This window comes from Stenotrophomonas sp. TD3 (assembly GCF_001939825.1).
Taxonomy (GTDB): Bacteria; Pseudomonadota; Gammaproteobacteria; order Xanthomonadales; family Xanthomonadaceae; genus Stenotrophomonas.
On the sequence record NZ_MOYM01000003.1, the window covers coordinates 286,473 to 308,409 of the forward strand.

The window sequence follows — 21,937 nt, forward strand, 5'->3', positions numbered from 1 at the left end:
GTCATCGTCCTGTTGCCTGCCGTATGCAGGCTGGCCGGTGTCGTCAACGCAGTATCCGCATTTCCAGCAACGGCAACGCGAGGCCAGGGCGCTGTGCGCCTGTGTCCGGCCAGCGCGTTGCGAGTGTTTGTCCAGGGAGGATGCAATGCGCTTGGCGGTACTGAGTCTGGCCTGTCTGATCGCGCTGGCGATCACGCCGGCGTATGCGCAGCAGGATGGCCAGGAAGATGCGCAGGCGTTGCGCCAGGAAATCGCTGCCATGCGCCAGGCGCTGGAAGGCATGCAGCAGCGCCTGGATCGGCTTGAGCAGCGAGAGGGAGCCGAAGCGGCCACGCCGCAGGTGCCGGCGCCGATGGTTGCCGCCGCCAGCAGCGCCAACCTGCTGCATCCCACCCAGGTGCCGGGCGTGGCGCAGCCGGTGCTGCCGCAGCGCGAATCCGTGGCCGACCCCTCAACGGCGGCCTCGCGTCCCGACAGCGCCGCTGGGCCGACCGACCCGGATCTGAAGGGCTTCTTTGCCATTCCGGGCACCGATACGGTGATCCGCATCGGCGGCTACGCCAAGCTCGATGCGATTGCCGATTCGCGTGCGGCCGGTGACGAGGATCAGTTCATTCCCTCGTCGATGCCGGTGGGTGGCAGTCATCGCGATGTCTCCAACTTCAACATCCATGCCAAGCAGACCCGCTTCAGCTTCGAGGCGCGGCGCCCGACCACGCACGGCAACCTGCGCTTCTACCTGGAGAACGATTTCTTCGGCAGCAGTGATGGGTATGAGTTCCGCCTGCGACATGCCTATGGCCAGCTTGGCAACACCTATGCCGGCTACGGCTATTCCAGCTTCATGGACCCGGACAGCCTGCCCGATACACTGGATTTCGCAGGGCCTGGCGGTGCCGGATACCTGCTGGTGGCGGGCATCCACCACAGCTTTGCGATGGGCAAGGGCAACACCCTGACCGTCGCCGCTGAAGACCCGAAGACTGAACTCGCCGGCGCCAGCGACGTCCGCGCGGCAGTCAACCGCCTGCCCGATGTGACAGTGACCGCGCGCATGGAGCGCGACTGGGGCCACCTGCAGCTGGGCGCGGTGGCACGCAGCCTGGCCTACGACGGCGTTGGCGAGCGCGACCGGCGCACGGCCGGCGGCCTACAGCTGAGCGGCTCGGCCTCAGTGGGCGAGCGCGACCTGCTGCTGTTCGGCGTACTCGGCGGGCGCGGCCTCAGTCGCTACACCGCCGACCTGACCGGCTCCGGACTGGACGCGGTGGTCGGTGCCGATGGCCGTCTCGACGCGCTGGACCTGCACGGCGGTTTCGTCGGCTACACCCATTACTGGTCCGAGCTGTGGCGTTCGAACCTGATCTTCGGCCAGCTGACCCTGGAGCGGAATGCCGCACTGGCGGCCGATGCATTCCGGCAGAGCCGCTACGGCGTGTTCAACCTGATCTGGAGCCCGGCACCGTCGTGGACGATGGGCATGGAGCTACTGTACGGCCGCCTGGAACAGCAGGGCGGCGCGCGCGGCGACACGGTCCGGGTGCAGGGCAGCCTGCAATACAACTTCATCAAATAAGCGCCAGCGGTCGTACGCCAGCGTAACCGTCCCCACGCCCGGCTGCACCGGGCTCATGCCAGTACAGGAGATTGTCATGGCAGAAGCAAAGAAAATCGGGGTGGTCGGAGCCACCTTCCTCGTCGCCGGCAACATGATGGGCTCAGGCGTGTTCCTGTTGCCGTCCAGCCTGGCCAAGATCGGTACCGCCTCGATCTGGGGCTGGCTGATCACCACCGCGGGTGCGCTGCTGCTGGCCTTCGTGTTCGCCAAGCTGGGCAAGCTGGCACCCAAGGCGGGCGGCCCCTATGCCTACGCGCGTGACTGGTTCGGGCCGTACATGGGCTTCCAGACCAACACCATCTACTGGTTCGCCAACTGGATCGGCAACGTCGCCATCCCGATCGCGGCGGTGGGCTACTTCAGCTACTTCTTCCCGATCCTGTCCGAGCCGCTGGTGCGCTGCATCGCGGTGCTGGTGCTGGTGTGGGCGCTGAGCTTCGCCAACATGATCGGTCCGGCCTTCGTCAGCCGCGTGCAGACGGTCACCACCAGCTTCGCGCTGGTGCCGATCCTGGGCATCGCCATCTTCGGCTGGTTCTTCTTCGATGCCGACATCTTCAAGGGCGCCTACAACGTGTCGGGTGAATCCAACTTCGGCGCGATTTCCAGCGCTGCGGCGCTTACGCTGTGGGCCTTCATCGGCGTGGAGTCGGCTTCGGTCACCGCCGGCGTGGTGGAGAACCCGGAAAAGAACGTGGCCCGCGCCACGCTGGCCGGTGTGTTCCTGGCCGCCATCGCCTACATCGCCAGCTCCTCGGTGATCATGGGCATGGTGCCGAACTCGGAACTGCAGGTGTCCGATGCCCCGTTCGCGCTGGCCGCGGCCAAGGCGGTAGGCGGCTGGGGCGGTGCACTGGTCAGCCTGTGCGCCTTCATCGGTGCGGCCGGTTCGCTGGGCGGCTGGATCCTGCTGACCGCACAGAGCGCCAAGGCGGCTTCCGATGATGGCCTGTTCCCGAGCATCTTCAGCAAGACCAACAAGGATGACGTGCCGGTCAAGGGCGTGCTGATCGTGGCGGTGCTGATGACCCTGGCGGTGCTGGTCACCTCCACCTCGGAAACCGCGTCGGCCCAGTTCGACGTGATCACGTCGGCGGCGGTGGTGCTGACCCTGCTGCCCTACATCTACTCGTGCGTGGCCTGCTACTTCGTGGTCGAGCGTTCGCACACCCTGGTCCACACCGGTGCGTTCTGGACCCTGACCAGCCTGACCGTCGTGTACTGCCTGTGGGCGATCTACGGCTCGTCGGGAACCATCGTGCAGTACGCCTTCCTGTTCGTGCTGTTCATCACCGTGTTCTATCCCTTCTTCAGCGAGGAGCGCCGCCAGCAGCGGCAGCGCGCCCGCGAGGCATCGGCCATCAGCGCCGGCGCCCAGCGTTCCTGAGTTCGACAAGGAGAATCAACGTGTACTTCAAGTCCCTGGACTATCCGGTCATTGTCATCGACAACGACTACGAGTCGCCGCGCATCGGCGGCATCCTGATCCGCGCCCTGGTGGAAGAGCTGCGCAGCAACGACCAGCGCGTGCTGTGCGGCCTGAACCTGGATGATGCCCGTGCCGGTGCCCGCACCTACGTGGCGGCCTCGGCGGTGCTGATCTCGATCGACGGCAGCGAAGAGGTGGATGGCGAGTTCCAGCGCCTGACTGCCTTCCTGCGCGAGCAGAGTGCGCGGCGCGCCAACCTGCCGGTGTTCCTGTACGGCGAGCGCCGCACCATCGAGAAGGTGCCGAGCAAGCTGCTCAAGTACATCCATGGCTTCATCTTCCTGTTTGAAGATACCAAGAGCTTCATCTCGCGGCAGGTGATGCGCGCGGCCGAAGACTACATGAAGAACCTGCTGCCACCGTTCTTCAAGGCACTGATCCATCACGCGGCCGAGTCGAACTATTCCTGGCATACGCCGGGCCATGCCGGCGGCGTGGCGTTCACCAAGTCGCCGGTCGGCCGTGCATTCCACCAGTTCTACGGCGAGAACACGCTGCGCAGCGATCTGTCGATCTCGGTGCCGGAGCTGGGCTCGCTGCTTGACCACACCGGCCCGATCAAGGACGCCGAGAACGAAGCGGCGCGCAATTTCGGTGCCGACCATACGTTCTTCGTCACCAACGGAACCTCGACCGCCAACAAGATCGTCTGGCATGGCACGGTGGCGCGCGGTGACGTGGTGTTCGTCGATCGCAACTGCCACAAGTCGCTGCTGCACGCGCTGATCATGACCGGTGCAGTGCCGGTGTACTTCACCCCCAGCCGCAACGCGCACGGCATCATCGGCCCGATCAGCCTTGACCAGTTCACGCCGGAGTCGCTGCAGCAGCGCATTGCCGCCAATCCGCTGGCCAGCCAGGCCTACAAGGCAGGCTCCAAGCCGCGCATCGCGGTGGTCACCAACTCGACCTACGACGGCCTGTGCTACAACGCCGAGAAGATCGCCGACGAGATCGGCAGCGCGGTCGACTTCCTGCATTTCGACGAAGCCTGGTACGCCTACGCCGCGTTCCACCCGTTCTACGAGAACCACTACGGCATGGCCAAGGGCAAGCCGCGTGAGCAGGATGCGATCATCTTCACCACGCATTCGACCCACAAGCTGCTGGCTGCGTTCTCGCAAGCGTCGATGATCCACGTGCGCAATTCGGCGCAGCGCAACCTGGATGCCGAACGCTTCAACGAGTCGTTCATGATGCACACCTCGACCAGCCCGCATTACGGGGTGATCGCGGCCTGTGACGTGGCCTCGAAGATGATGGAAGGCGATGCGGGCCGTTCGCTGGTGCAGGAAATGCACGACGAGGCCATCGCCTTCCGCCGCGCGATGCTGCATGTCCGCGATGATCTCGGCCGCGATGACTGGTGGTTCAGCGTGTGGCAGCCGACCCAGGTCGAGCGCAGCCTGGACAAGGGCGATACGCCGGCACCGCTGGTGGCCAAGCGCGAGGAGTGGTACCTGCAGCCGGATGCGCACTGGCATGGCTTCGAGAACCTGGTCGACGACTATGTGCTGATCGACCCGATCAAGGTGACCCTGCTGACGCCGGGCCTGGCGATGGACGGCAGCATGGGCAAGCTGGGCATCCCGGCAGCAGTGCTGAGCAAGTTCCTGTGGGGCCGCGGCATCACCGTGGAGAAGACCAACCTGTACTCGGTGCTGTTCCTGTTCTCGATGGGCATCACCAAGGGCAAGTGGAGCACCCTGGTGACCGAGCTGATGGCCTTCAAGGAACTCTACGACCGCAACGCGCCGCTGAGCCAGGCACTGCCGACGCTGGCTGCCGACTATCCGAATGCCTACGCCGGCTGGGGCCTGCGTGACCTGTGCGACGCGCTGCATGCGTTCAACCAGGAATTCGCCGTGGCCAAGGTGATGCGCGAGATGTACGTGGATCTGCCGACGCCGGTGATGACCCCGGCCGATGCCTACAACCACCTGGTGAAGGGCGAGATCGAGCGGGTCGACATCGAGCAGATCAGTGGCCGCATTGCGGCGACCATGCTGGTGCCGTACCCGCCGGGCATCCCGACCATCATGCCCGGCGAGCGCTTCGGCGACAGCGACGAGCCGATCATCCAGTCGCTGCGCATCGCCCGCGAGCAGAACGCCCGTTTCCCGGGCTTCGAATCGGACGTGCACGGGCTCATCATCGAGCAGGAGGGTGATGCGGTTTCGTACAAGGTGGAGGTGCTGAAGGCCTGACCCGTAACGGTCGGCCCTTCGGCGAACGATGGATACTGCGCGCGAGCAACGCATCCTGAAGTTCTCGATCGGGGTCACCCTTGCGGTGAGCGCGGTCGGCTTCATCGGTGGCCTGCTGGTGGGATCGCAGGCCATCCTGTTCGACGGCGTGTACAGCCTGGTCGACGTCGCCCTGACCCTGGTGTCGTTGTCGGTGCTGCGGCTGGTGGCGCGGGAGCAGAGCCCGCGCTTCCAGTACGGCTACTGGCACCTGGAGCCGATGGTCGAGGCGCTGGGCGGTGTGATCCTGTCGCTGGCCTGCGTGTATGCGCTGGCCAACGCCGTGATCGGATTGACCACGGGCGGGCACGAGGTGAAGTTCGGGCCCGCGCTGTGGTGGGCGGCACTGCTGAGTGCCAGCAATCTGGCGATGGCGGCATTCGTCGCACAGCGTGCGCGGCACCTGCGCTCCGCCCTGTTGTGGCTGGACGTGCGCGGCTGGCTGCTCGGCGGATTGATGAGCCTGGCGGTGGTGCTGGCCTTCGTGCTGGCGCTGGTCCTGCACGGCGGTAAGTGGCACCACTGGGTGCCGTACCTGGATTCGATCGTGCTGGCGTTGATCAGCCTGGCGGTGCTGCCGGTGCCGGCGCGCAGCGCGTGGAAGGCCATGCGCGAAGTGCTGCAGGTGGCACCGGATGATCTGGACCGGCGCGTGCAGCAGGTGATGCAGGCGTTCGTGGCCGAGCGTGGCTATGCCGGTTTCACCAGCCACGTGGCGAAGATGGGGCGGATGCGCTTCATCGAGATCCATGTGCTGGCTGACCCGGCCATGCCGCTGGGGTCGGTGGGCGAAGTCGACGCGATGCGCGACGAGATCGCGGTGCGGCTGGATGCGCGGGGCAATACCTTCTGGTTGACCATCGATTTCACGGCGGATCCGGCGTGGACGTGATCGTTGCGCGTGGCGAACCGATCTGTTGCACGGGCGTTGTTTGACCTCAACTCATGTTCAGGTTGCAGAATCACTCGCATCCCCAACGAGGCATGCGGCATGAACCTGCTGACCACCCCCGACCTCGGCCACGGCCTGCTGGAACTGTTCAATCCTGCGGGGCTTTACGACCCTTCGGCCAATGGCTACTCGCACGTGGCCGTGGTGCGCCTTCCCGCCCGGGTGATCCATATCGCCGGGCAGGGCGGTGAGGATGCCGATGGCCATCTCTCCCCCGGTTTCGAGGAACAGGTCGAGCAGGCACTGGACAACCTGCAGATTGCATTGGGTTCGGCGCAGGCCAGCCTGGCCGATGTCGCACGGTTGCGCATCCTGGTGGTCGACCACGACGAGGACCGGCTGGGCATCATCGCCCGTCAGGTGCGGCGGCGTTGGCCTAACCGCGCGGCGCCGACCTGCACCCTGATTCCCGTGCCGCGGCTGGCGCTGGACGGCATGCTGTTCGAGATCGAGGCGGAGGCCTACGCCGCCTAGCGCAGGTAGTACTCCACCGGCACCACCAGTTCCTGCGGTGCCTTCATTTCCACGGGAATGGGCGGCAGCGGCTGCGCGCGGCGGAACGTCTGCAGCGCGGCGTCGTCGAGCATCGGTTGGCCACTGGACTGCTCCAACCGCAGCGCCAGCAGGCGTCCCTCGCGATCGATGCTGGCCCTGACCCAGGCGGTCCCCTGCTGCCGGCGCGAGCGCGCGGCGGCGGGGTAGTAGCGGTAACGCTCCAGCCGCGCCATCAGGCGGGCTTCCCACTGGTCGCTGGCGGCGCCGGCCTGGAAGTCCGCCGGTGGTGCGTCGGGAGCGGGCGGCGCGGCCGTGATCGATGCCGGTGCGGGACTTGCATTGGTCACGGCCGCAGGCGGGGCGACCGGCAGGGCTTGCCGGCCAGGGCCACCGCGTTCGCTGGCGGCCACCTCGCCCTCGCTTGCGGCGGTGGGCTTCGGTGGCGGGGGCGACTTCGTTGGTTGCGATGCGCGCGCCTGCTGCGCCTGGCTCGGGGTCTCGGCCTGGCGTTCTTCCACTGGCTGGGGCGGCGTCGCCGGCGCCAGCAGGCGCAGGCTGATGCGCACGTCCTGCTCAGGCGGCGGCAGCAACGGCGGCGTGGCCACCCAGTGCACCAACAGCAGCAGGGGCAACAGGTGCAGGCCGATGCTGATGGCGATCGCCTGCCAGTGGTGGCCGCGCTCACTCATCGTCCAGCACCCATAGCAGATCGGCGTCGGCCGCATCGACGGTTTCACCTGGCGAGGCGAGTGCGATCACCAGCGCCGGCGTGTCCGCTGGCAGGTAGCCCGGGACGCCGGTACCGCGCAGTACATGCCAGCGACCAGCCACCAGCAGCGCGGGCACGGGTGCTGCGGTCAGTACCTGTGCCATGCGCGTGTCGCGGGCCTGTTGCACGGTCAGCATCCCTTCCAGCATCGGTGCTGCGTCCGCATGCTGGGCCAGCACCACGGCCGACAGGCGATGCCGGGCAGCGGGCACCGGGAACCGCACTGCATCCGCGGACGCCAGGCGGGCGTTGACCTCGGCGCGCGCGAGATTGCCGCCGAACAAGGGGATGCTGGCAGCGGTGGCGTCCTGCACCAGCCCCCCATAGGCGATCCACGGCCAGCGCGTATCCCAGCCCAGCAGCTCCTGCAGGCGCGCACCGTCGGCATGGTTGCCCTTGGCCAGCCAGCGCTGCACCCGCTGCAGGCGTGGCTGGCGTTCGCTGGCAATCATCTCCAGCACCAGCGCGCCTTGTGGACGCTGCTGCTGCAGCGCGTGCAGCAGCCAGCGCTGGGCGGCGTGGTCACCGGCCAGGTCGTGGCGTTCGCCCAGCAGCAGTCGCGGGACGTCCGCTGCGCGCTTCACGAATGCCGCTTCGTCCAGGTGCTGGCCACTGGCCAGGTCAATCACCGTGCCTGGCATTGGCTGCGCGCTGGCCATTGCGGCCAGCGCAAGCAGGTACAGTGGCAGCCAGCGACGGCTAGAACGCCACATTGACGCCCATCGAGACAGTGCGGCCACGGCCGTTGCCGCGGTCCAGGATCGGGCTGAAGATGCTGTCGATCGAGGCATTGTTGTCATAGGCCTTGTTCTGCAGGTTTTCGATGTTCAGCCACAGCGTGGTGTTGGGCTGGGGCTTGAAGCTGGCGTAGAAGTCGAGCAGTACACCGGTACCGCCGGTCTTGCGGGTCTGGAAGAAGTCGTAGCCTTCTTCGGTGGGCCCGGAGTATTCGGCGCGCAGGCCGGCCTGCACGCGCTGCTGCCACCAGCGGCCGCCCACGTCCAGCGTCCAGTAGCGGTCGGGCAGGGCGGTGATGTCTTCCAGGTTGACGAATTCGATGGCGGGCGCGCTGGTGTGCGAACGGGTCCAGCTCAGCGTGGCGTGGTAGTGCTCGCTGGCGTAGTGCGCTTCCAGCTCGATACCGCGCATGCGCACCACGCCCGGGTGGTTCATCCAGCGCGTGGTGGTGCTGAAGTCGTCCACGTCCAGCGCATTGGTCCAGGCAGTGAGCTGCGGATCGCTGTCGATCGGTACCACGAAAGGCTCCACTTCCGGCGGATGCACGATCAGCAGGTATTGCGGCTTGATGTAGTCGCGGATGCGGTTGTCGAAGCGGGTGACGCGCAGCTGGGCCAGGTCGCCGTCAACCAGCAGCGAGTCGGTGCTGAGGTTGGCGCCGAACTGCAGGTTGCGCGAGCGCTCACGGCGCAGGAACGGGTTGGCACCCACGCCATCGGCATCGCTCATGCCTTCCAGCGGGATTTTCTCGAAGAACATCTCCTGCACGCGCGGCGGGCGCGATGTGCGCGAGGCTTCGGCGAACAGCTGCAGCCAGTCGGTGGCCTGCCACGAAACCGCCAGGCTGGGGCTGAGCGCGTGCTGGGTGCGGCGCACGTCGATGCCGCCGCCGTTGATCTCCGCGCACTGGCCGGGGACATCCGAGCACACCGGGACGTGGCCACGGATGCCATAGCGATCCTGGCGCAGGCCTGCGGTCAGCGCGTAGACGTCGTACTGCAGCTCCAGCGTGCTGAACACACTGTCCAGCTGGCTGCGACCCTGGGGGTTGGCGCCGCGCAGGGTCGGGGTGTCGGCCACGTAGATGTCCGACTGGTGCTTGATGCCGGTGTTCCAGCGCGCCTGCAGTGCGCCGATGTCGAAGCGGCTGGTGTTGTCGAGTGTCCAGCTGCTCAGGCTGCTGTGGGTGCGGCGGCCGATGTAGCTGGAGTCCTCCACCGGTGGATAGAACAGCCGGGTCTTGTTGCTGGCGAAGGTCGCACGCAGGTCGATCCACGGCGTGTAGGGCGTGTAGTGGTAGCTGGCACGCTGGTTGCGCGCGGAAATCTGCCACGGGTAGTTGTGGTAGAAGTCGTTTTCGTAACGCATGTGGCTCAGGTCCAGCCGATGCTGGTCACTGGGCTGCAGGCGTGCTTTCAACAGCCAGCTGCTGGGTTGCTGGCTGCCGGGGTCGGCATTGTTCTTCTGCCCGCGTGCCGTGGCGTACTCGCCGCTGCGACTGCTGCTGGCGGCGGCCAGCAGGCCGAACTGGCGGTCACCACCGTCTTCGCTGTGGCGCCACGCGCCGGCGAAGGTGCGGCCGCTGCCATAGCCGTTGTTGCCATGGCGATAGCCCGCACGCAGGCCCCAGTCACGGCCTTCGCCGAGCAGGTCGTCGATGTCCAGCGTGCGGAAGTTGGCACTGCCGGCCAGCGTGCCGGCGCCATCACCGCCGGCCACCGCACCGCGCTGCACGTCCACGCCGGCCAGCAGGAATGGGTCGACATAAGCGAACGGGCCGCCCGAGCCATGCCCGGCGTTGTTGCGGAAGGTCTGGGTGACACCATCGATCATGGTGTTGACCCGGCCGGCGCCGGTCATGCCGCGGATGTTGACCTGCAGGCCAGGCTGGCTGCGCGAATGGAAACTGTGGGTGCCGGGCATCGAACGCAGCAGGCTGTTGCCGTCCTGGCGTTCGGCCATCGCCACGCGCTCGCTGCCGACCGCCGGCGCGAAGCCATCGCGCGTGGCCGGCACATACTGGCTGGCGCCTGCACCGGGGGAATGACCCTGCGCGGTATCGCCCTGTACGCGCAGCGGGCCGGTTTGACGGCTGCCATCGGCGGGTTCGGCCGGCGCCGGTTCCAGAGTGGCGCGGCGTGCGTCGATGAAGCGGGGACGCAGGCCGCTGCCGGCCAGCAGGCGCGACAGGGCTTGAGCGTCGTCGAACTGTCCGCGCAGCGCCGGCGCTGTCTGGCCGCCCGGCAGTGCCGCACCGATCACCAGGTCGACACCGGTCAACCGGCTGTAGGCGTCCAGTGCGCTGGCCAGCGGTTGTGCAGGAAGATCGAAGTGGCGGGTGGCGGCCTGCGCGTGTGCGCTGGCGGACAACAACGGAAGCGGACTGGCGCAGGCCAGTGAAAGGGCGAGGACAAGGGGGCGGTGAAACAGCATCGGGGGCTCCAGGGGCTGACGCAGTGCGTCGTCATCCTGGGTAGACGCAGCGGCAGGGCCGATGTCAGGGTGCATCGCGATGTCCCTTGCGTGGTGGCAGCCACACCTGCACGCCCGCGCCCAGGCGGAGCACGCGCACATGCAGCTGCGTGGCCAGCTGGTCACGGCTGCGCGCCGCACCGTCGGCGCTGCCGAGCAGGGTGACCGGCTGCTGGCGCAGGTGTGCGCCGATGATCCAGGTATGGCCGCCATGCCAGCGATCCAGGTCCTGGGCGACGTCGGCCAGGGGCGTGGAGATCCAATGCAGGCGACGTTCGCGCCAGGCCAGCGCACTGTGGCTGGCAGCCTGGCTGACGGTCGCTGCCTGTCCATCGAAGCGCAGCTGCTGCCCTTCGATGGCCTGCTCACTGCGGCTGCCGCTGTCCACGCGGACGCGATGCTCGGTGACGGTGACCACGCTGTCGTTGTCCTGCACGGCAAGGTCGAAGGCCGTGCCGAGCGCGGTGACCGTGCCGTGCGTCGTATGCACCTGGAACGGGTGCTGCACATCGGCGGCTACCTTGAACCAGGCCTGGCCGTGCTGCAGCTGCAGCTGCCGGCGCTGTGCATCGATGCGGATATGGACTTCGCTGCCGGGCGAGAGCAGCACGTGGGAACCATCCGGCAGGACTTCTTCGCGGATCTCGCCTGCCGCCGTGCGCATTACCTGGGCGGCGGGTGGCGCGGCCTGGCGGGTATACAGGCCCAAGGCACAGAGCAGCAGCACGGCAGTGCCGGCGTCGCGCAGGCGCCGGCGCTGCCGCTTGCGCTGGTGCCGCTGCAGGCTGGGCGTCGCGTCACCGGCCTGCCAGAGCGCCTGCAGGTGCTGGTACTGCGCGGCGTGGCGGCAATCGGCGTGGTACCACTGGTTGAAGGCGCGCTCGTCGCGGCCACCGTCGTGGCCGTCCAGCCACCAACGCGCGGCCTCGCGCGCGATCGCTTCGTGGCTCATGCGCCGGGTACCTGCTGCAGCGCCACCAGCGCACGCAGCAGATGGCCGTGCGCGGTCTGACGGCTGATGCCGAGCTGGCGGCCGATCTCGGCCAGTGCCATCTGCTCCACGCGGGCCAGCAGGAATACCTGGCGCGAGCGCGGTGGCAGCGCGGCGATGATCGCATCGAGATGGCGCAGCTGTTCGGCGTCCAGCAGGCGCTGCTCCGGCAGCGGTGCAGGATCGGCGAGGACGTGCAGTTGCGCGTCATCCAGCGCTTCCTCACGACGGCGCTGGCGTTGCCGGTAGTGATCAGCGATCAGATTGTGGGCGACGCGGTACAGGTAGGCACGGCCGTTGCTCAGCAGGCCGCTGGCGGCGACCTTGACGACGCGCAGCCAGGTTTCCTGGACGACGTCATCGGCGTCGCTGCGTTGCGGGAGTTTGCGGCGGACATGGGCGTGCAGCGGCCGGTAATGGGCCGCGCACAGCTGCGCGACATCCGTCGGTTCGACAGGCGTGGACACGGGGCGGGCGACAACTGGGAAAGGGAACAGCCCGCGGCGGCAAGGGCAGCGGCTGCACCTTACAGCAAAAGAGAATCATTTGCATCTATAGATGGGCATGGCACACCTGCCCGGACGCGGGATCAGTGCGGGCGATAATCGCAGTGGATCTGCAGGGCTTCGGTGGGGTTGTGGTGCAGTTCGAAGCCGCAGTGCTGCAGGCTGTGCTTCACCCGCGCGACCGCTTCGGCATGGCGGGCGACGCGACGATCCTGCCAGCGCGGCGGGGTGAACACGCCCAGCGGCAGCAGCCGTAGCCGCTTGCCGCGCAGTACCAGTGAGACATCGATATGACGGCCATCGATATCGTGGCCGTTGGCGCCGAAGATGGCATCGGCTTCATCGTGCCGCTGCGGATAGCAGGTGCGGAAGAGGGTGATGCCGAGTCGCCGCACCAGGCGCCGGAAGCCGCCGAGGCGGCTGTGGCGGGGCTCGAAGCCCCGGGTGAGCAGCAGGCGCAGTTCGGCAGGCAGCAGTGCCTGTGCCTCGAGCAGGCGTTGCAGCACCTCTGCGTCGATCTGGATATGGCGGGAGGGCCAGCGCGGGGCGACACGCAGCCCGTGGTGGCTGCCGCGGTGCAGGGTCAGCATGCGTGAAGCTTCGCATGCGGGCGAACAGCCGGGGTAGTGCCGGCCGCTGGCCGGCACCACCATCGTCGGGTCAGAGGTCGCGGTACTGGATCTGCGACGCCAGTACGCGCAGGCCATCGGCATTGCTGGACAGGATGCGCTCTTCGCCGACACCTTTCTGCCGTTTCAGCTGGAAGCCCTGTTCGGCAGGCAGCTGTGCGGCGATGGCGTCCATGCGTTGCAGAGCATCGGGGCCGCTGCAGTCGAAGTGGCCCCAGTGGGCGCCATCGCGGTGGATCTGCAATCGATAGTTCATCGCGGTAGCTCCGGCAGGCCCTGCAGCCAGTGGTCGAACATCGCGGTGGCGGCCGCGGCCAATGGCGCGCCATAGCGGCGTGCCTGTGCGCGAAGATCGTTCGGATCGATGCCGGCCTGCGCCAGTTCCAGGGTGTGGCCGATCAGCCAGCGCTCGAACTGGCGCGCATCCAGCTCCGGATGGCATTGCAGTGCCAGCGCATGGTTGCCGATGGCGAAGGCCTGGTGGCGGCAGGCCGGCGTGCTGGCCAGGCGGTTGGCACCGGCTGGGAGTTCGAACGCCTCGCCATGCCAATGCAGCACGGGAATGCCTTGTAGGGCCTGCAGCGGTGAACGCTGGCCTTCATCGGTCAACAGCAACGGTGCGAAGCCGATCTCCTTGCCACCACTGGCGGCGACGTCGGCGCCGAGCGCACGGGCCATCAGCTGCGCGCCGAGGCAGATGCCCAGGGTCGGCTGTTGCTGCTGCAGCCGGCGCTGCAGCAGGGCGATGCTGTCGGTGACGAAGGGATAGGTCTCTGTGTCATTGACGCTGATCGGACCGCCCAGCACCACCAGCAGGTCGGCGGTTTCGGCGGAGTCGAGCGCGTCGATACCGGCCTGCAGCACCTGCAGCTGCCAGCCCTGCGCCAGCAGCAGCGGTTGCAGGGTGCCGAGGTCTTCAAAGGCGACGTGTTGCAGAACGACTGCGCGCTTCATGCCGGGGCTCCGCTGGTCGGCCAGTAGAAGCTGTCCGGGGTGGCGCGGACACCGAAGATGGCCTGGCCGACGCGGACCACGGTGGCGCCTTCCTCGATGGCCACTTCGAAGTCGCCGGACATGCCCATCGACAGCTGCGACAGGTCGATGCCCGACGGGGCGGTGCGTTGCAACTGGTCGCGCAGCTCGCGCAGGCGCACGAAGCAGGCGCGCACGCGCTCGACCTCCGGGGTGAAGATGGCCAGTGTCATCAGGCCGCGCACGCGCAGCCGGTCGAATGCGGGAAGCTGCTGCACGAAGGCTTCGACGGCTTCCGGTTCCAGCCCGTACTTGCTGGGCTCGGCCGAGGTGTTGACCTGCACGAACACATCCAGCGTGCGATCTTCCAGTTGCAGGCGCTGCTGCAGGGCCTCGGCCACGCGCAGGCTGTCCAGCGCCTGGAACTCGCTGGCGAAGCGCGCCACGTAGCGCGCCTTGTTGGTCTGCAGGTGGCCGATCACCGACCAGTGCACGCCCAGGTCGGCCATGGTTTCGGCCTTGCGCTGCGCCTCCTGCACCTTGTTTTCGCCCAGTTCGTGGCAACCGGCGGCCACCGCCATGCGGATGCGGGCGTCATCGACGGTCTTGCTGACCGGCAGCAGGCGCACGCTGGCCGGGTCACGGCCAACGCGGGCGCAGGCCGCGGCGATGCGTTGGCGCACCGTGACCAGGTTGGCGGCGATCTGTTCAACGGACTGGGCGACGGGCCAGTCGGCAGCGGCAAGGGGCATGCAGGCACCTCCAATGCAGGATGGCCAGGGTGGGATACACTGGCACAGGACAAGAGATATTTTGGCATAGGACAAAATGAAAATCACCGGGTATAGCGCCGAGTCGATCTTCGACAGCATCCGCGAGGGCATCGGCAAGGGCCGCCTGCCGGCTGGCAGCGTGCTGCCGCCGGTGCGTGAGCTGGCCGAGCAGCTGGGCGTGAACCGCAATACGGTGGCCGCTGCCTACAAGCGATTGGATGCGACGGGCCTGGCCAGCACGGCGGGCCGTCGTGGCACGGTGGTGCGCGGATTGCCGCGGATGCTGGCGCGCGAGGGCAGCACGCCAGGGCTGGCGCTGCAGGACCTCGCCGGTGGCAACCCGGACCCGCGCCTGTTGCCGAACCTGCGCCTGGCCCCGGCGGCACCACGGCTGTATGGCGTGGGCACGGTCGACCCGAGGTTGCAGGCGCTGGCACGCGCCTCGCTGGATGCGGACTGCCCCGAGGGGTACGCGCTGGAGCTGACCCATGGCGCGGTCGATGGCATCGAACGCCTGCTGGCGGCGTGGCTGCTGCCGGGGGATCGCATCGCAGTGGAGGATCCGTGCTTCCTCGGCAGCCTCAATGTGCTCAATGCTGTGGGCCATGCGCCCTTGCCGGTGGCGGTGGACGCGCATGGCATGCAGGTCGAATCGCTGCGGCAGGCGCTGGAGGCCGGTGCACGTGCGGTGTTGCTGACGCCGCGTGCGCACAACCCGACCGGGGCCAGCCTGGATGCGAAGCGGGCACGGGCGTTGCGCCAGTTGCTGGCGGCCTACCCGCAGGTGGCGGTGCTGATCGACGATCACTACGCGCTGCTCTCGCAGCAGGCCTACCACTCGGTACTGCCGCTGGATTGCCGGCGCTGGGCGCTGCTGCGTTCGTTGTCCAAACCGCTCGGCCCGGATCTGCGGCTGGCCTGGCTGGCCTGTGATGAAGAGACCGCGTCGCGGTTGCGGCTGCGGTTGGCGTCCGGCACGGGCTGGGTCAGTCACCTGCTGCAGGATGCAGCGACCTCGGTGCTGGGGTCGGCAACGCAGCGGGCGAAGATCGCCTCGGCGGGCGAGCGTTACCAGCAGCGGCTGCAGTCGTTGCAGGAACTGCTGCGCGCGCGTGGCCTGCCGACGCCGTTGCCGATGGAGGGGCTGAACCTGTGGCTGCCGTTGCCGGCCGACAGCCATCCGCAGGTGCTGGCGCTGGCTTCGCGCGGATGGCATGTGCGTGCTGGCGAGGTGTTCGCGGTGGCGGCGCCGGGGCATGGCCTGCGCATCACCTGCGCGGCGCTGGGGGCCACACAGCTGCGGCCGCTGGCCGATGACCTGGCGGCGGTGTGCGGCTTGTAGCGTCGAGCCATGCTCGACTTTGCTTCGCGTTTGTAGAGCCGAGCCATGCTCGGCTGCTGTTGGTAGAAGCAGTCGAGCGTGGCTCGACGCTACATGACCGTCAGTCGAGCATGGCTTGACGCTACAGAAGCAGATCAGGGCGCGGCGTTGGCGCCCGGGCGCACGTAGTAGGATTGGCCGCTGTCATCGACGAACATCAGTTCCGGCTTGCCCTGCCAGGAGGTGAGCATGGCGCCGGTGTTGTTCTGGTGCTTGACCATCAGGCTGGCGCCGCGGTCCGGGTTGGCCACCACCTTGAACACCTCCGTGGTGCCATTGGCATCGTCCAGGGTCAGCACGGCTTCACCGCCACGATCGCTGGTGCCATAGCCCCCGCGTTCGGAGCCATCCGGGCCGAGCAGGATCAGGCCGGACAGGGCGGTGGCGCGCGGCCCCTGGGTACGGCCCCGGCTGAGTGGGTCGGGCACCGGCGCGCCGAGGATCACCCGTGGTTGGCCGTTGCCATCGTGGATGATCAGCCCGCGCGCTTCGATGATGCGCTGTGGCGATTGGCTGCGATGCAGGTTCCAGGCGGTCCAGCCGGAAACCAGCAGGGCGAGTGTGGAGACCACCAGCGTGGTCAGCAGCAGTGCGCGGGGCATCGTATCGTCCTTCCCTGGATGCAGCGACGATAGCGGATGCGGGGGACTGATGACCAGTTCGTTGTGTGACGGCGTGTATCGTCAATGGAAATCGCGGCTGCGGCTGCGCAGCCCCTGCAGCAGTTCATCCAGGCAATGCATGCGCTGCACGATGACATGCTGCACGCCATCGACGCGTTCCAGGCGGCCGTCGATCTGCATCAGCTGGGTATCGACCAGTACCCGGTGCTGGCGATCGGCCAGGTGCCGCCAGACCACGGCGTTGACCATGCCGGTCTCATCTTCGAGGGTGAGGAAGGTGACGCCGCTGGCGGTCTGCGGGCGCTGGCGCATGCGTACCAGGCCGGCGATGCGCACGCGACGGCCATGGCCGTGGCCCGCCAGCTGCGCGGCATCCAGGCAGCCACGGCTGCGCAGCTGCGTGCGCAGGAACGAGACTGGGTGCCGGCCGAGGGTGGTGCCGGTGCTGCGGTAGTCGGCCTGCATGTCTTCCCAGGCACTGGGCAGGGGCAGTGGAACGCGGGCTTCGGCGGTGGCGCGGGCCTGGTCGAACAGCGGCAGCCGGTTCTCCACGCCGGAGATATCCCAGCGTGCACGATGGCGATGGCCGCTGAGTCCACGCAGTGCACCGGCATCGGCCAGCAGGCCCTGCTGGCGGCGGTCCAGTGCGGTGCGCTGGCACAGGTCGCCGACATCGTCGAACGGGCGGCGCGCACGTTCGCGCATGATGGCCTGTACCGCCGCTTCGTTGCAGCCTTCGACCAGGCGCAGGCCGAGCCGGATCGCCGCTGGCCCCTTGCCGAAATCCAGCGTGCAGTCCCAGTCGCTGTGGCGCACGTCCACCGGCAGCACGCCGATGCCATGCCGGCGCGCGTCCTGCAGCAGTTGGTCGGGGCTGTAGAAGCCCAGCGGCTGGCTGTTGATCAGGCTGGCAGTGAACGCGGCCGGATGGTGGCACTTCAGCCAGCAGCTGGCATAGGTCAGCAGGGCGAAGCTGGCGGCATGGCTTTCCGGGAAACCGTAATCGCCGAAACCCTTGATCTGCTCGAACAGGTGTTCGCCATATTCGCGGCTGAAGCCGTTCTTCAGCATGCCGGACAGCAGCTTCTCGCGATGCGGCTCCAGACCGCCGCGGCGCTTCCAGGCCGCCATCGAACGGCGCAGGGCATCGGCCTCGCCCGGGGTGTAGCCGGCCGCATCCACCGCCAGCTGCATCACCTGCTCCTGGAACAGCGGCACGCCCAGGGTGCGCGCGAACACGCGCTCCAGCTGCGGCGGATACAGCGGTTCTTCGAGGCTGTCCAGCGCCTGCGGCCCCTGTTCGCGCAGCAGGCGGCGCCGCTCCAGGTAGGGGTGCACCATGTCGCCCTGGATCGGGCCCGGACGCACGATCGCCACCTCGATCACCAGGTCATAGAAATTGCGCGGCTGCATGCGCGGCAGCATCGCCATCTGTGCGCGCGACTCGATCTGGAACACGCCGATGGTGTCGGCAGCGCTGATCATGTCGTAGGTGGGGGTGTCCTCGTCGGGGATCGCATCCATACGCCCGCTGTGCAGGCCATGCTGCTGCAGCATCGCCAGGCATTTGCGGATGGCGGTGAGCATGCCCAGCGCCAGGCAGTCGACCTTCATCAGGCCGGTGGCATCCAGATCGTCCTTGTCCCACTGGATGACGGTGCGGTCGGCCATCGCCGCGTTCTCCACCGGCACCAGGGTCGACAGGGGATGCTCTGAAATCACGAAACCGCCCGGGTGCTGCGACAGGTGGCGGGGGAAGTCGATCAGCTCGGCGGTCAGCGCCAGCAGCCGCTGCATCAAGGGCGTGTCCGGGTCGAAACCGCGCTCGCGCAGGGTCTCGGGCAGCGGCACGTGGCCACCCCAATGGTCCATCGCCGCGCCCAGTTCGTTGACCTGGTCCATCGGCAGGCCGAGCGCGCGGGCTACGTCGCGGATCGCGCTGCGGCCACGGTAGCTGATCGCCACCGCAGTCAGGGCGGCGCGCTCGCGGCCGTAGCGCTTGAATACATACTGCAGCACTTCCTCGCGGCGCTCGTGCTCGAAGTCGATGTCGATATCCGGTGGCTCGTCGCGCTCGGCGGAGATGAAGCGCTCGAACAGCAGGTTGCTGCGCGCCGGGTCGATCTCGGTCACGCCCAGCACGAAGCACACCGCCGAGTTGGCCGCCGAGCCACGGCCCTGGCAGAGGATGTCCTGGCTGCGTGCGAAGGCCACGATGTCCTGCACGGTGAGGAAGTAGGAGGCGTAGTTCTTCTGCCGGATCAATGCCAGTTCGTGTTCGATCTGTTTGCGTTGTGCCGGTTCGATGCCGCCTTTCCAGCGCCAGGGGATGCCACGCTCGACCAGCACGCGCAGCCAGCTGTCCGGGTCGTGGCCTTCGGGCACCAGCTCGCGCGGGTAGGTGTACTGCAGCTGCTCCAGGGTGAAGTGGCAGCGCCCGGCGATGCGCAGGGTCTCGGCCAGCAATGCGGGCGGATACAGCTGGGCCAGCGCGGTGCGCGGGCGCAGGTGGCGCTCGCCGTTGGGGAACAGGCGCCAGCCAGCCTCGGCCACGCTGCAGCGGTGGCGGATCGCGGTCAGGGTGTCCTGCAGGGCGCGGCGGCGGCGCACGTGCATGTGCACATCGCCGCTGGCCACCAGCGGCAGGCGGTGTCGTTCGCCGAAAGCCTGCAGCTGCTGCAGGCGGCGCGCGTCGTCGTGCTCGTGGTGCAGCTCCACCGCCAGCCACAGCCGATCAGCGAAGCCGGTGCGCAGCAGCTCCAGGTCGGTGGCGGCCGGTTGCCGGTCCAGCCACAGGCACAGCAGGCCGTCGGGCAGGCCGAGCAGGTCCTCGCGCAGGCAGCGGTATTCGCCCTTGGCGGCCCGTCGCCGGCAGGTGGTGATCAACTGGCACAAGCCGGCGTAGGCGGCCTGGTCGGTGCACAGCAGGGCCAGCTTCGGCCCGTCCTCGACCTGGAATTCGGCGCCGACGATCAGTGCCACGCCATGCGTCTTCGCCGCCTGCCAGGCGCGCACGATGCCGGCCAGCGAGCATTCATCGGTGATCGCCAACGCGCGGTAGCCCTGGCCGGCGGCGCGCGCGAACAGTTCTTCGGCGATCGAGGCGCCACGCTGGAAACTGAAGGCCGACAGGCAGTGCAGTTCGGCGTAGCCGGGCAGTTCGTTGTGCATGACGGCTCAGCCGAACCAGCCGTGCAGCATCCACGGCGCATGCGGGTCATTGCGCTCACGGAAGGCCCAGCCGCGCTGGCCGTGTGCGGTTTCCACCACGTAGTAGTCGCGGCGCGCGTCGGCCTGGTCCCACCAGCCTGATTCGATCCGCTCCGGCCCGGCGACGATGCGCAGGCGCGGGTCACGCAGCGGTTGCGGGGTGTCCAGCAGCCAACCGGGGCGCAGTGGCCAGTATGCCGGTGGCTTGGCCGCAGGCTGGGTGCCGCTGGCACGCTCGGGCCGGTGGTCGGCCTGCACGGCCAGCGGTTGCACGGCGTCATCGCCGAGCCGCGCCCGCAGGCGCTCGCGCAGCTGGCTCCAGGGCATCGCCTGCGCCGGCCGGGTGTCGAACAGGTCGCGCGCGGCGGGCACGAACGGTGGCAGCTGTTCGGCCTGCAGGCGCAGTGCGCGGCTGCCAGCGGGCAGGGCGAACGCTTCCATGCGGTTGCGTGCGATCTCGAACAGCAGCGCGGGATCGCGCTCGGGTGCCAGCAGGCCGATGGTCAGCACGCTGGCCGGCAGCAGGTCATGCTCGAAATGCAGGTCGAAGCGCTGTACGCCGCCATCGCGCGAACACAGGAAGGCCGCCAGGTCCAGCAGCAGGCGGCGCAGCGGGAACAGCAGGGCCTGGCTGGATTCGATCTCGTATTCGAATTCGATGCGTGCATCGAAACGGTCCGGTGGCTGGTAGTAGCGCAGTGGCGCGGTGGGCAGGCCGCGCAATGCGTCCAGCTGTTGCAGCACGTCGGGCGCGAAGCGCCGGGCCAGGCTGTCGCGCGGCAGCTCGAGTACCGCACCCAGCGTGCGCAGCCCGGAGCGGCCGAGCACGGTCACTGCATCGCTGGGCAGGCCGCAGCGCGGCAACGGCAGCTGCGCCAGCGCCGCCGGCAGCTGCTGCGCATCGATGCCGAGGCCATCGTGGACGTTGGCCAGCACGCGCGCGGCATGCGCCGTGGGCGCGGCCACCAGGCGGTGGCGGAACCCGAGTTCATGCAGTTCGTTGCGCAGGCGCTTTTCGATCGTCAGCCAGTCACCGAACAGGGCACGGCTGGCGCCGATTTCCAGCACCAGTGCATGCGGGAAATCGAGGCTGACCTGCGAGCTGTAGGCGTAGGCCCAGCTGGCCAGCAGCTGGCGGGTGTGCTGTTCCGCGTTCGGGTCGTAGTCATGCAGGTGCATGTCCTGCACCAGCACCTGCGCGGCCGACAGCAGCATGCCCGGGCGCAGCCCCGCTGCGCGTGCGGACGGGCTGACCGCACGCAGCACGCGGCGCTGCGCCGGCCCCTGCAGCAACACCAGTGGCCGCTGCGGATCCGGTTGCAGGCGCAGCACGCTGTCCAGCGCCAGCTGCGGCAACAACAGGCAGGCCCAGTGCATGGCGCGGCCTCAGTGGGCGATGGCCAGCGGCAACGGCTGCGCGGGTGGCAGGCCGCCACGGCACTTCAGCACCCGTACCTGGCCGTGGTCGAGCTGCAGGCGCAGGCTGGCCGGGGAGGGGTTGCGCGCTGCCTGCGCCTCGCGGAACACGAAGCCCAGGCACTGGCCGCTGTCGGCGGCGACCTGCAGCCGGCGCAGGGCGCGATCATCGGCCTGGTGCGGCCAGCACAGCACCGCCGCGCAGGCCGCAGAGCGCAGGCATTGTTCGGTGGCCCACAGCGCCTGTTTCGGCGCGGCGTGGATGATCTGCAGCTGGGCCAGGTCCAGCCCGGCGGCGGCCCAGGCCGGGGCGTGCGGGCGGTAGGGCGGGGCGACCAGCACGATCGGGCGGTCGCACTGGCTCAGCTTTGCCAGCGCCGGCCAGACCAGGGCCAGCTCGCCCACGCCGGGCGCTGCCTGCAGTACCTCGCACAGCCCGCTGGCCGGCCAGCCACCGCCGGGCAGGCGTGCATCCAGTGCCGGGTGGCCGCTGGCCAGGTGGTCGCTGGCCGGTCCCTGGCGGGCCGGGCCACGCCACAACTGGCGGCCGTCCAGCAGCCGGTCGAGGGCGACGACGGCGCCCATCAGCCGGTCCTCCAGGGGAGGCGCCGGGTGGGCTGGAAGCGGCAGGAACGGGCGGAAACGACAGGCATGGCG

The 21,937-nt window shown here is 68.3% G+C and carries 19 protein-coding genes; 6 read left to right on the forward strand and 13 right to left on the reverse strand.

The genetic code is table 11. The annotated features are described in order from the left end of the window. The first annotated feature begins 145 nt into the window (after positions 1–145). The 5 genes from BKE09_RS20935 (at position 146) to BKE09_RS20955 (ending at position 6,779) form a co-directional block, all read left to right on the forward strand. On the forward strand, positions 146–1,576 hold the full coding sequence (locus tag BKE09_RS20935; protein ID WP_075677781.1) for a DcaP family trimeric outer membrane transporter: 1,431 nt from the start codon (positions 146–148) through the stop codon (positions 1,574–1,576). 76 nt (positions 1,577–1,652) lie between these two features. Beyond that, positions 1,653–3,005, forward strand: a complete 1,353-nt coding sequence (adiC, locus tag BKE09_RS20940; RefSeq protein WP_014037589.1) for an arginine/agmatine antiporter — start codon at positions 1,653–1,655, stop codon at positions 3,003–3,005. Between the two features lie 20 nt (positions 3,006–3,025). After that, positions 3,026–5,314 carry an Orn/Lys/Arg decarboxylase N-terminal domain-containing protein gene (locus BKE09_RS20945; RefSeq protein WP_006373744.1) on the forward strand — a complete coding sequence of 763 codons (2,289 nt, stop codon included), beginning with the start codon at positions 3,026–3,028 and terminating at the stop codon, positions 5,312–5,314. A 28-nt stretch (positions 5,315–5,342) separates the two neighbouring features. Further along, a complete protein-coding gene (locus tag BKE09_RS20950; RefSeq protein WP_075677783.1) occupies positions 5,343–6,245 on the forward strand; it encodes a cation diffusion facilitator family transporter in 903 nt (300 codons plus the stop codon). A 99-nt stretch (positions 6,246–6,344) separates the two neighbouring features. Then, complete coding sequence (locus tag BKE09_RS20955) at positions 6,345–6,779, forward strand: RidA family protein (protein WP_014037586.1); 435 nt, start codon at positions 6,345–6,347, stop codon at positions 6,777–6,779. Here BKE09_RS20955 and BKE09_RS20960 read toward each other — a convergent pair. The 9 genes from BKE09_RS20960 to BKE09_RS21000 form a co-directional block, all read right to left on the reverse strand. Then, a complete protein-coding gene (locus BKE09_RS20960; protein ID WP_075677785.1) occupies positions 6,776–7,489 on the reverse strand; it encodes an energy transducer TonB in 714 nt (237 codons plus the stop codon). The genes BKE09_RS20955 and BKE09_RS20960 overlap by 4 nt on opposite strands. Continuing rightward, complete coding sequence (locus BKE09_RS20965) at positions 7,482–8,282, reverse strand: ChaN family lipoprotein (protein ID WP_075677787.1); 801 nt, start codon at positions 8,280–8,282, stop codon at positions 7,482–7,484. The genes BKE09_RS20960 and BKE09_RS20965 overlap by 8 nt, the downstream gene beginning before the upstream one ends. Next, on the reverse strand, positions 8,269–10,740 hold the full coding sequence (locus BKE09_RS20970; RefSeq protein ID WP_075677789.1) for a TonB-dependent receptor: 2,472 nt from the start codon (positions 10,738–10,740) through the stop codon (positions 8,269–8,271). Before BKE09_RS20970 ends, BKE09_RS20965 begins: the two co-directional genes overlap by 14 nt. Before the next feature lie 64 nt (positions 10,741–10,804). Continuing rightward, a complete protein-coding gene (locus BKE09_RS20975; RefSeq protein WP_075677791.1) occupies positions 10,805–11,731 on the reverse strand; it encodes a FecR domain-containing protein in 927 nt (308 codons plus the stop codon). Further along, the gene (locus BKE09_RS20980; RefSeq protein ID WP_075677793.1) at positions 11,728–12,237 is read right to left on the reverse strand and encodes an RNA polymerase sigma factor; all 510 of its coding nucleotides are present in this window, start codon (positions 12,235–12,237) and stop codon (positions 11,728–11,730) included. The genes BKE09_RS20975 and BKE09_RS20980 overlap by 4 nt, the downstream gene beginning before the upstream one ends. Positions 12,238–12,359: 122 nt before the next feature. Beyond that, positions 12,360–12,866, reverse strand: coding sequence for a hypothetical protein (locus BKE09_RS20985; RefSeq protein ID WP_075678336.1), 507 nt, complete (start codon positions 12,864–12,866; stop codon positions 12,360–12,362). Between the two features lie 70 nt (positions 12,867–12,936). Continuing rightward, complete coding sequence (locus BKE09_RS20990; RefSeq protein ID WP_075677795.1) at positions 12,937–13,161, reverse strand: hypothetical protein; 225 nt, start codon at positions 13,159–13,161, stop codon at positions 12,937–12,939. Then, positions 13,158–13,859: a glutamine amidotransferase gene (locus BKE09_RS20995; RefSeq protein ID WP_075677797.1), complete on the reverse strand. Its 702-nt coding sequence runs from the start codon at positions 13,857–13,859 to the stop codon at positions 13,158–13,160. Before BKE09_RS20995 ends, BKE09_RS20990 begins: the two co-directional genes overlap by 4 nt. After that, the gene (locus tag BKE09_RS21000) at positions 13,856–14,629 is read right to left on the reverse strand and encodes a YggS family pyridoxal phosphate-dependent enzyme (protein ID WP_075677799.1); all 774 of its coding nucleotides are present in this window, start codon (positions 14,627–14,629) and stop codon (positions 13,856–13,858) included. The genes BKE09_RS20995 and BKE09_RS21000 overlap by 4 nt, the downstream gene beginning before the upstream one ends. 76 nt (positions 14,630–14,705) lie before the next feature. On the opposite strand from BKE09_RS21000, the gene ptsJ reads away from it, so the two are divergent. Further along, positions 14,706–15,992: a transcriptional regulator PtsJ gene (gene ptsJ / locus BKE09_RS21005; RefSeq protein ID WP_075677801.1), complete on the forward strand. Its 1,287-nt coding sequence runs from the start codon at positions 14,706–14,708 to the stop codon at positions 15,990–15,992. Between the two features lie 134 nt (positions 15,993–16,126). Here ptsJ and BKE09_RS21010 read toward each other — a convergent pair whose 3' ends face one another. The 4 genes from BKE09_RS21010 to imuA all read right to left on the reverse strand — a co-directional run bounded on the left by BKE09_RS21010 (position 16,127) and on the right by imuA (position 21,865). Continuing rightward, positions 16,127–16,633: a hypothetical protein gene (locus BKE09_RS21010; protein ID WP_014037575.1), complete on the reverse strand. Its 507-nt coding sequence runs from the start codon at positions 16,631–16,633 to the stop codon at positions 16,127–16,129. 81 nt (positions 16,634–16,714) lie between these two features. Then, complete coding sequence (locus tag BKE09_RS21015; protein ID WP_075677803.1) at positions 16,715–19,825, reverse strand: error-prone DNA polymerase; 3,111 nt, start codon at positions 19,823–19,825, stop codon at positions 16,715–16,717. 6 nt (positions 19,826–19,831) lie between these two features. Then, positions 19,832–21,241: a DNA polymerase Y family protein gene (locus BKE09_RS21020; RefSeq protein ID WP_075677805.1), complete on the reverse strand. Its 1,410-nt coding sequence runs from the start codon at positions 21,239–21,241 to the stop codon at positions 19,832–19,834. Between the two features lie 9 nt (positions 21,242–21,250). After that, positions 21,251–21,865, reverse strand: coding sequence for a translesion DNA synthesis-associated protein ImuA (imuA, locus tag BKE09_RS21025; RefSeq protein WP_075677807.1), 615 nt, complete (start codon positions 21,863–21,865; stop codon positions 21,251–21,253). Between the last annotated feature and the right edge of the window lie 72 nt (positions 21,866–21,937).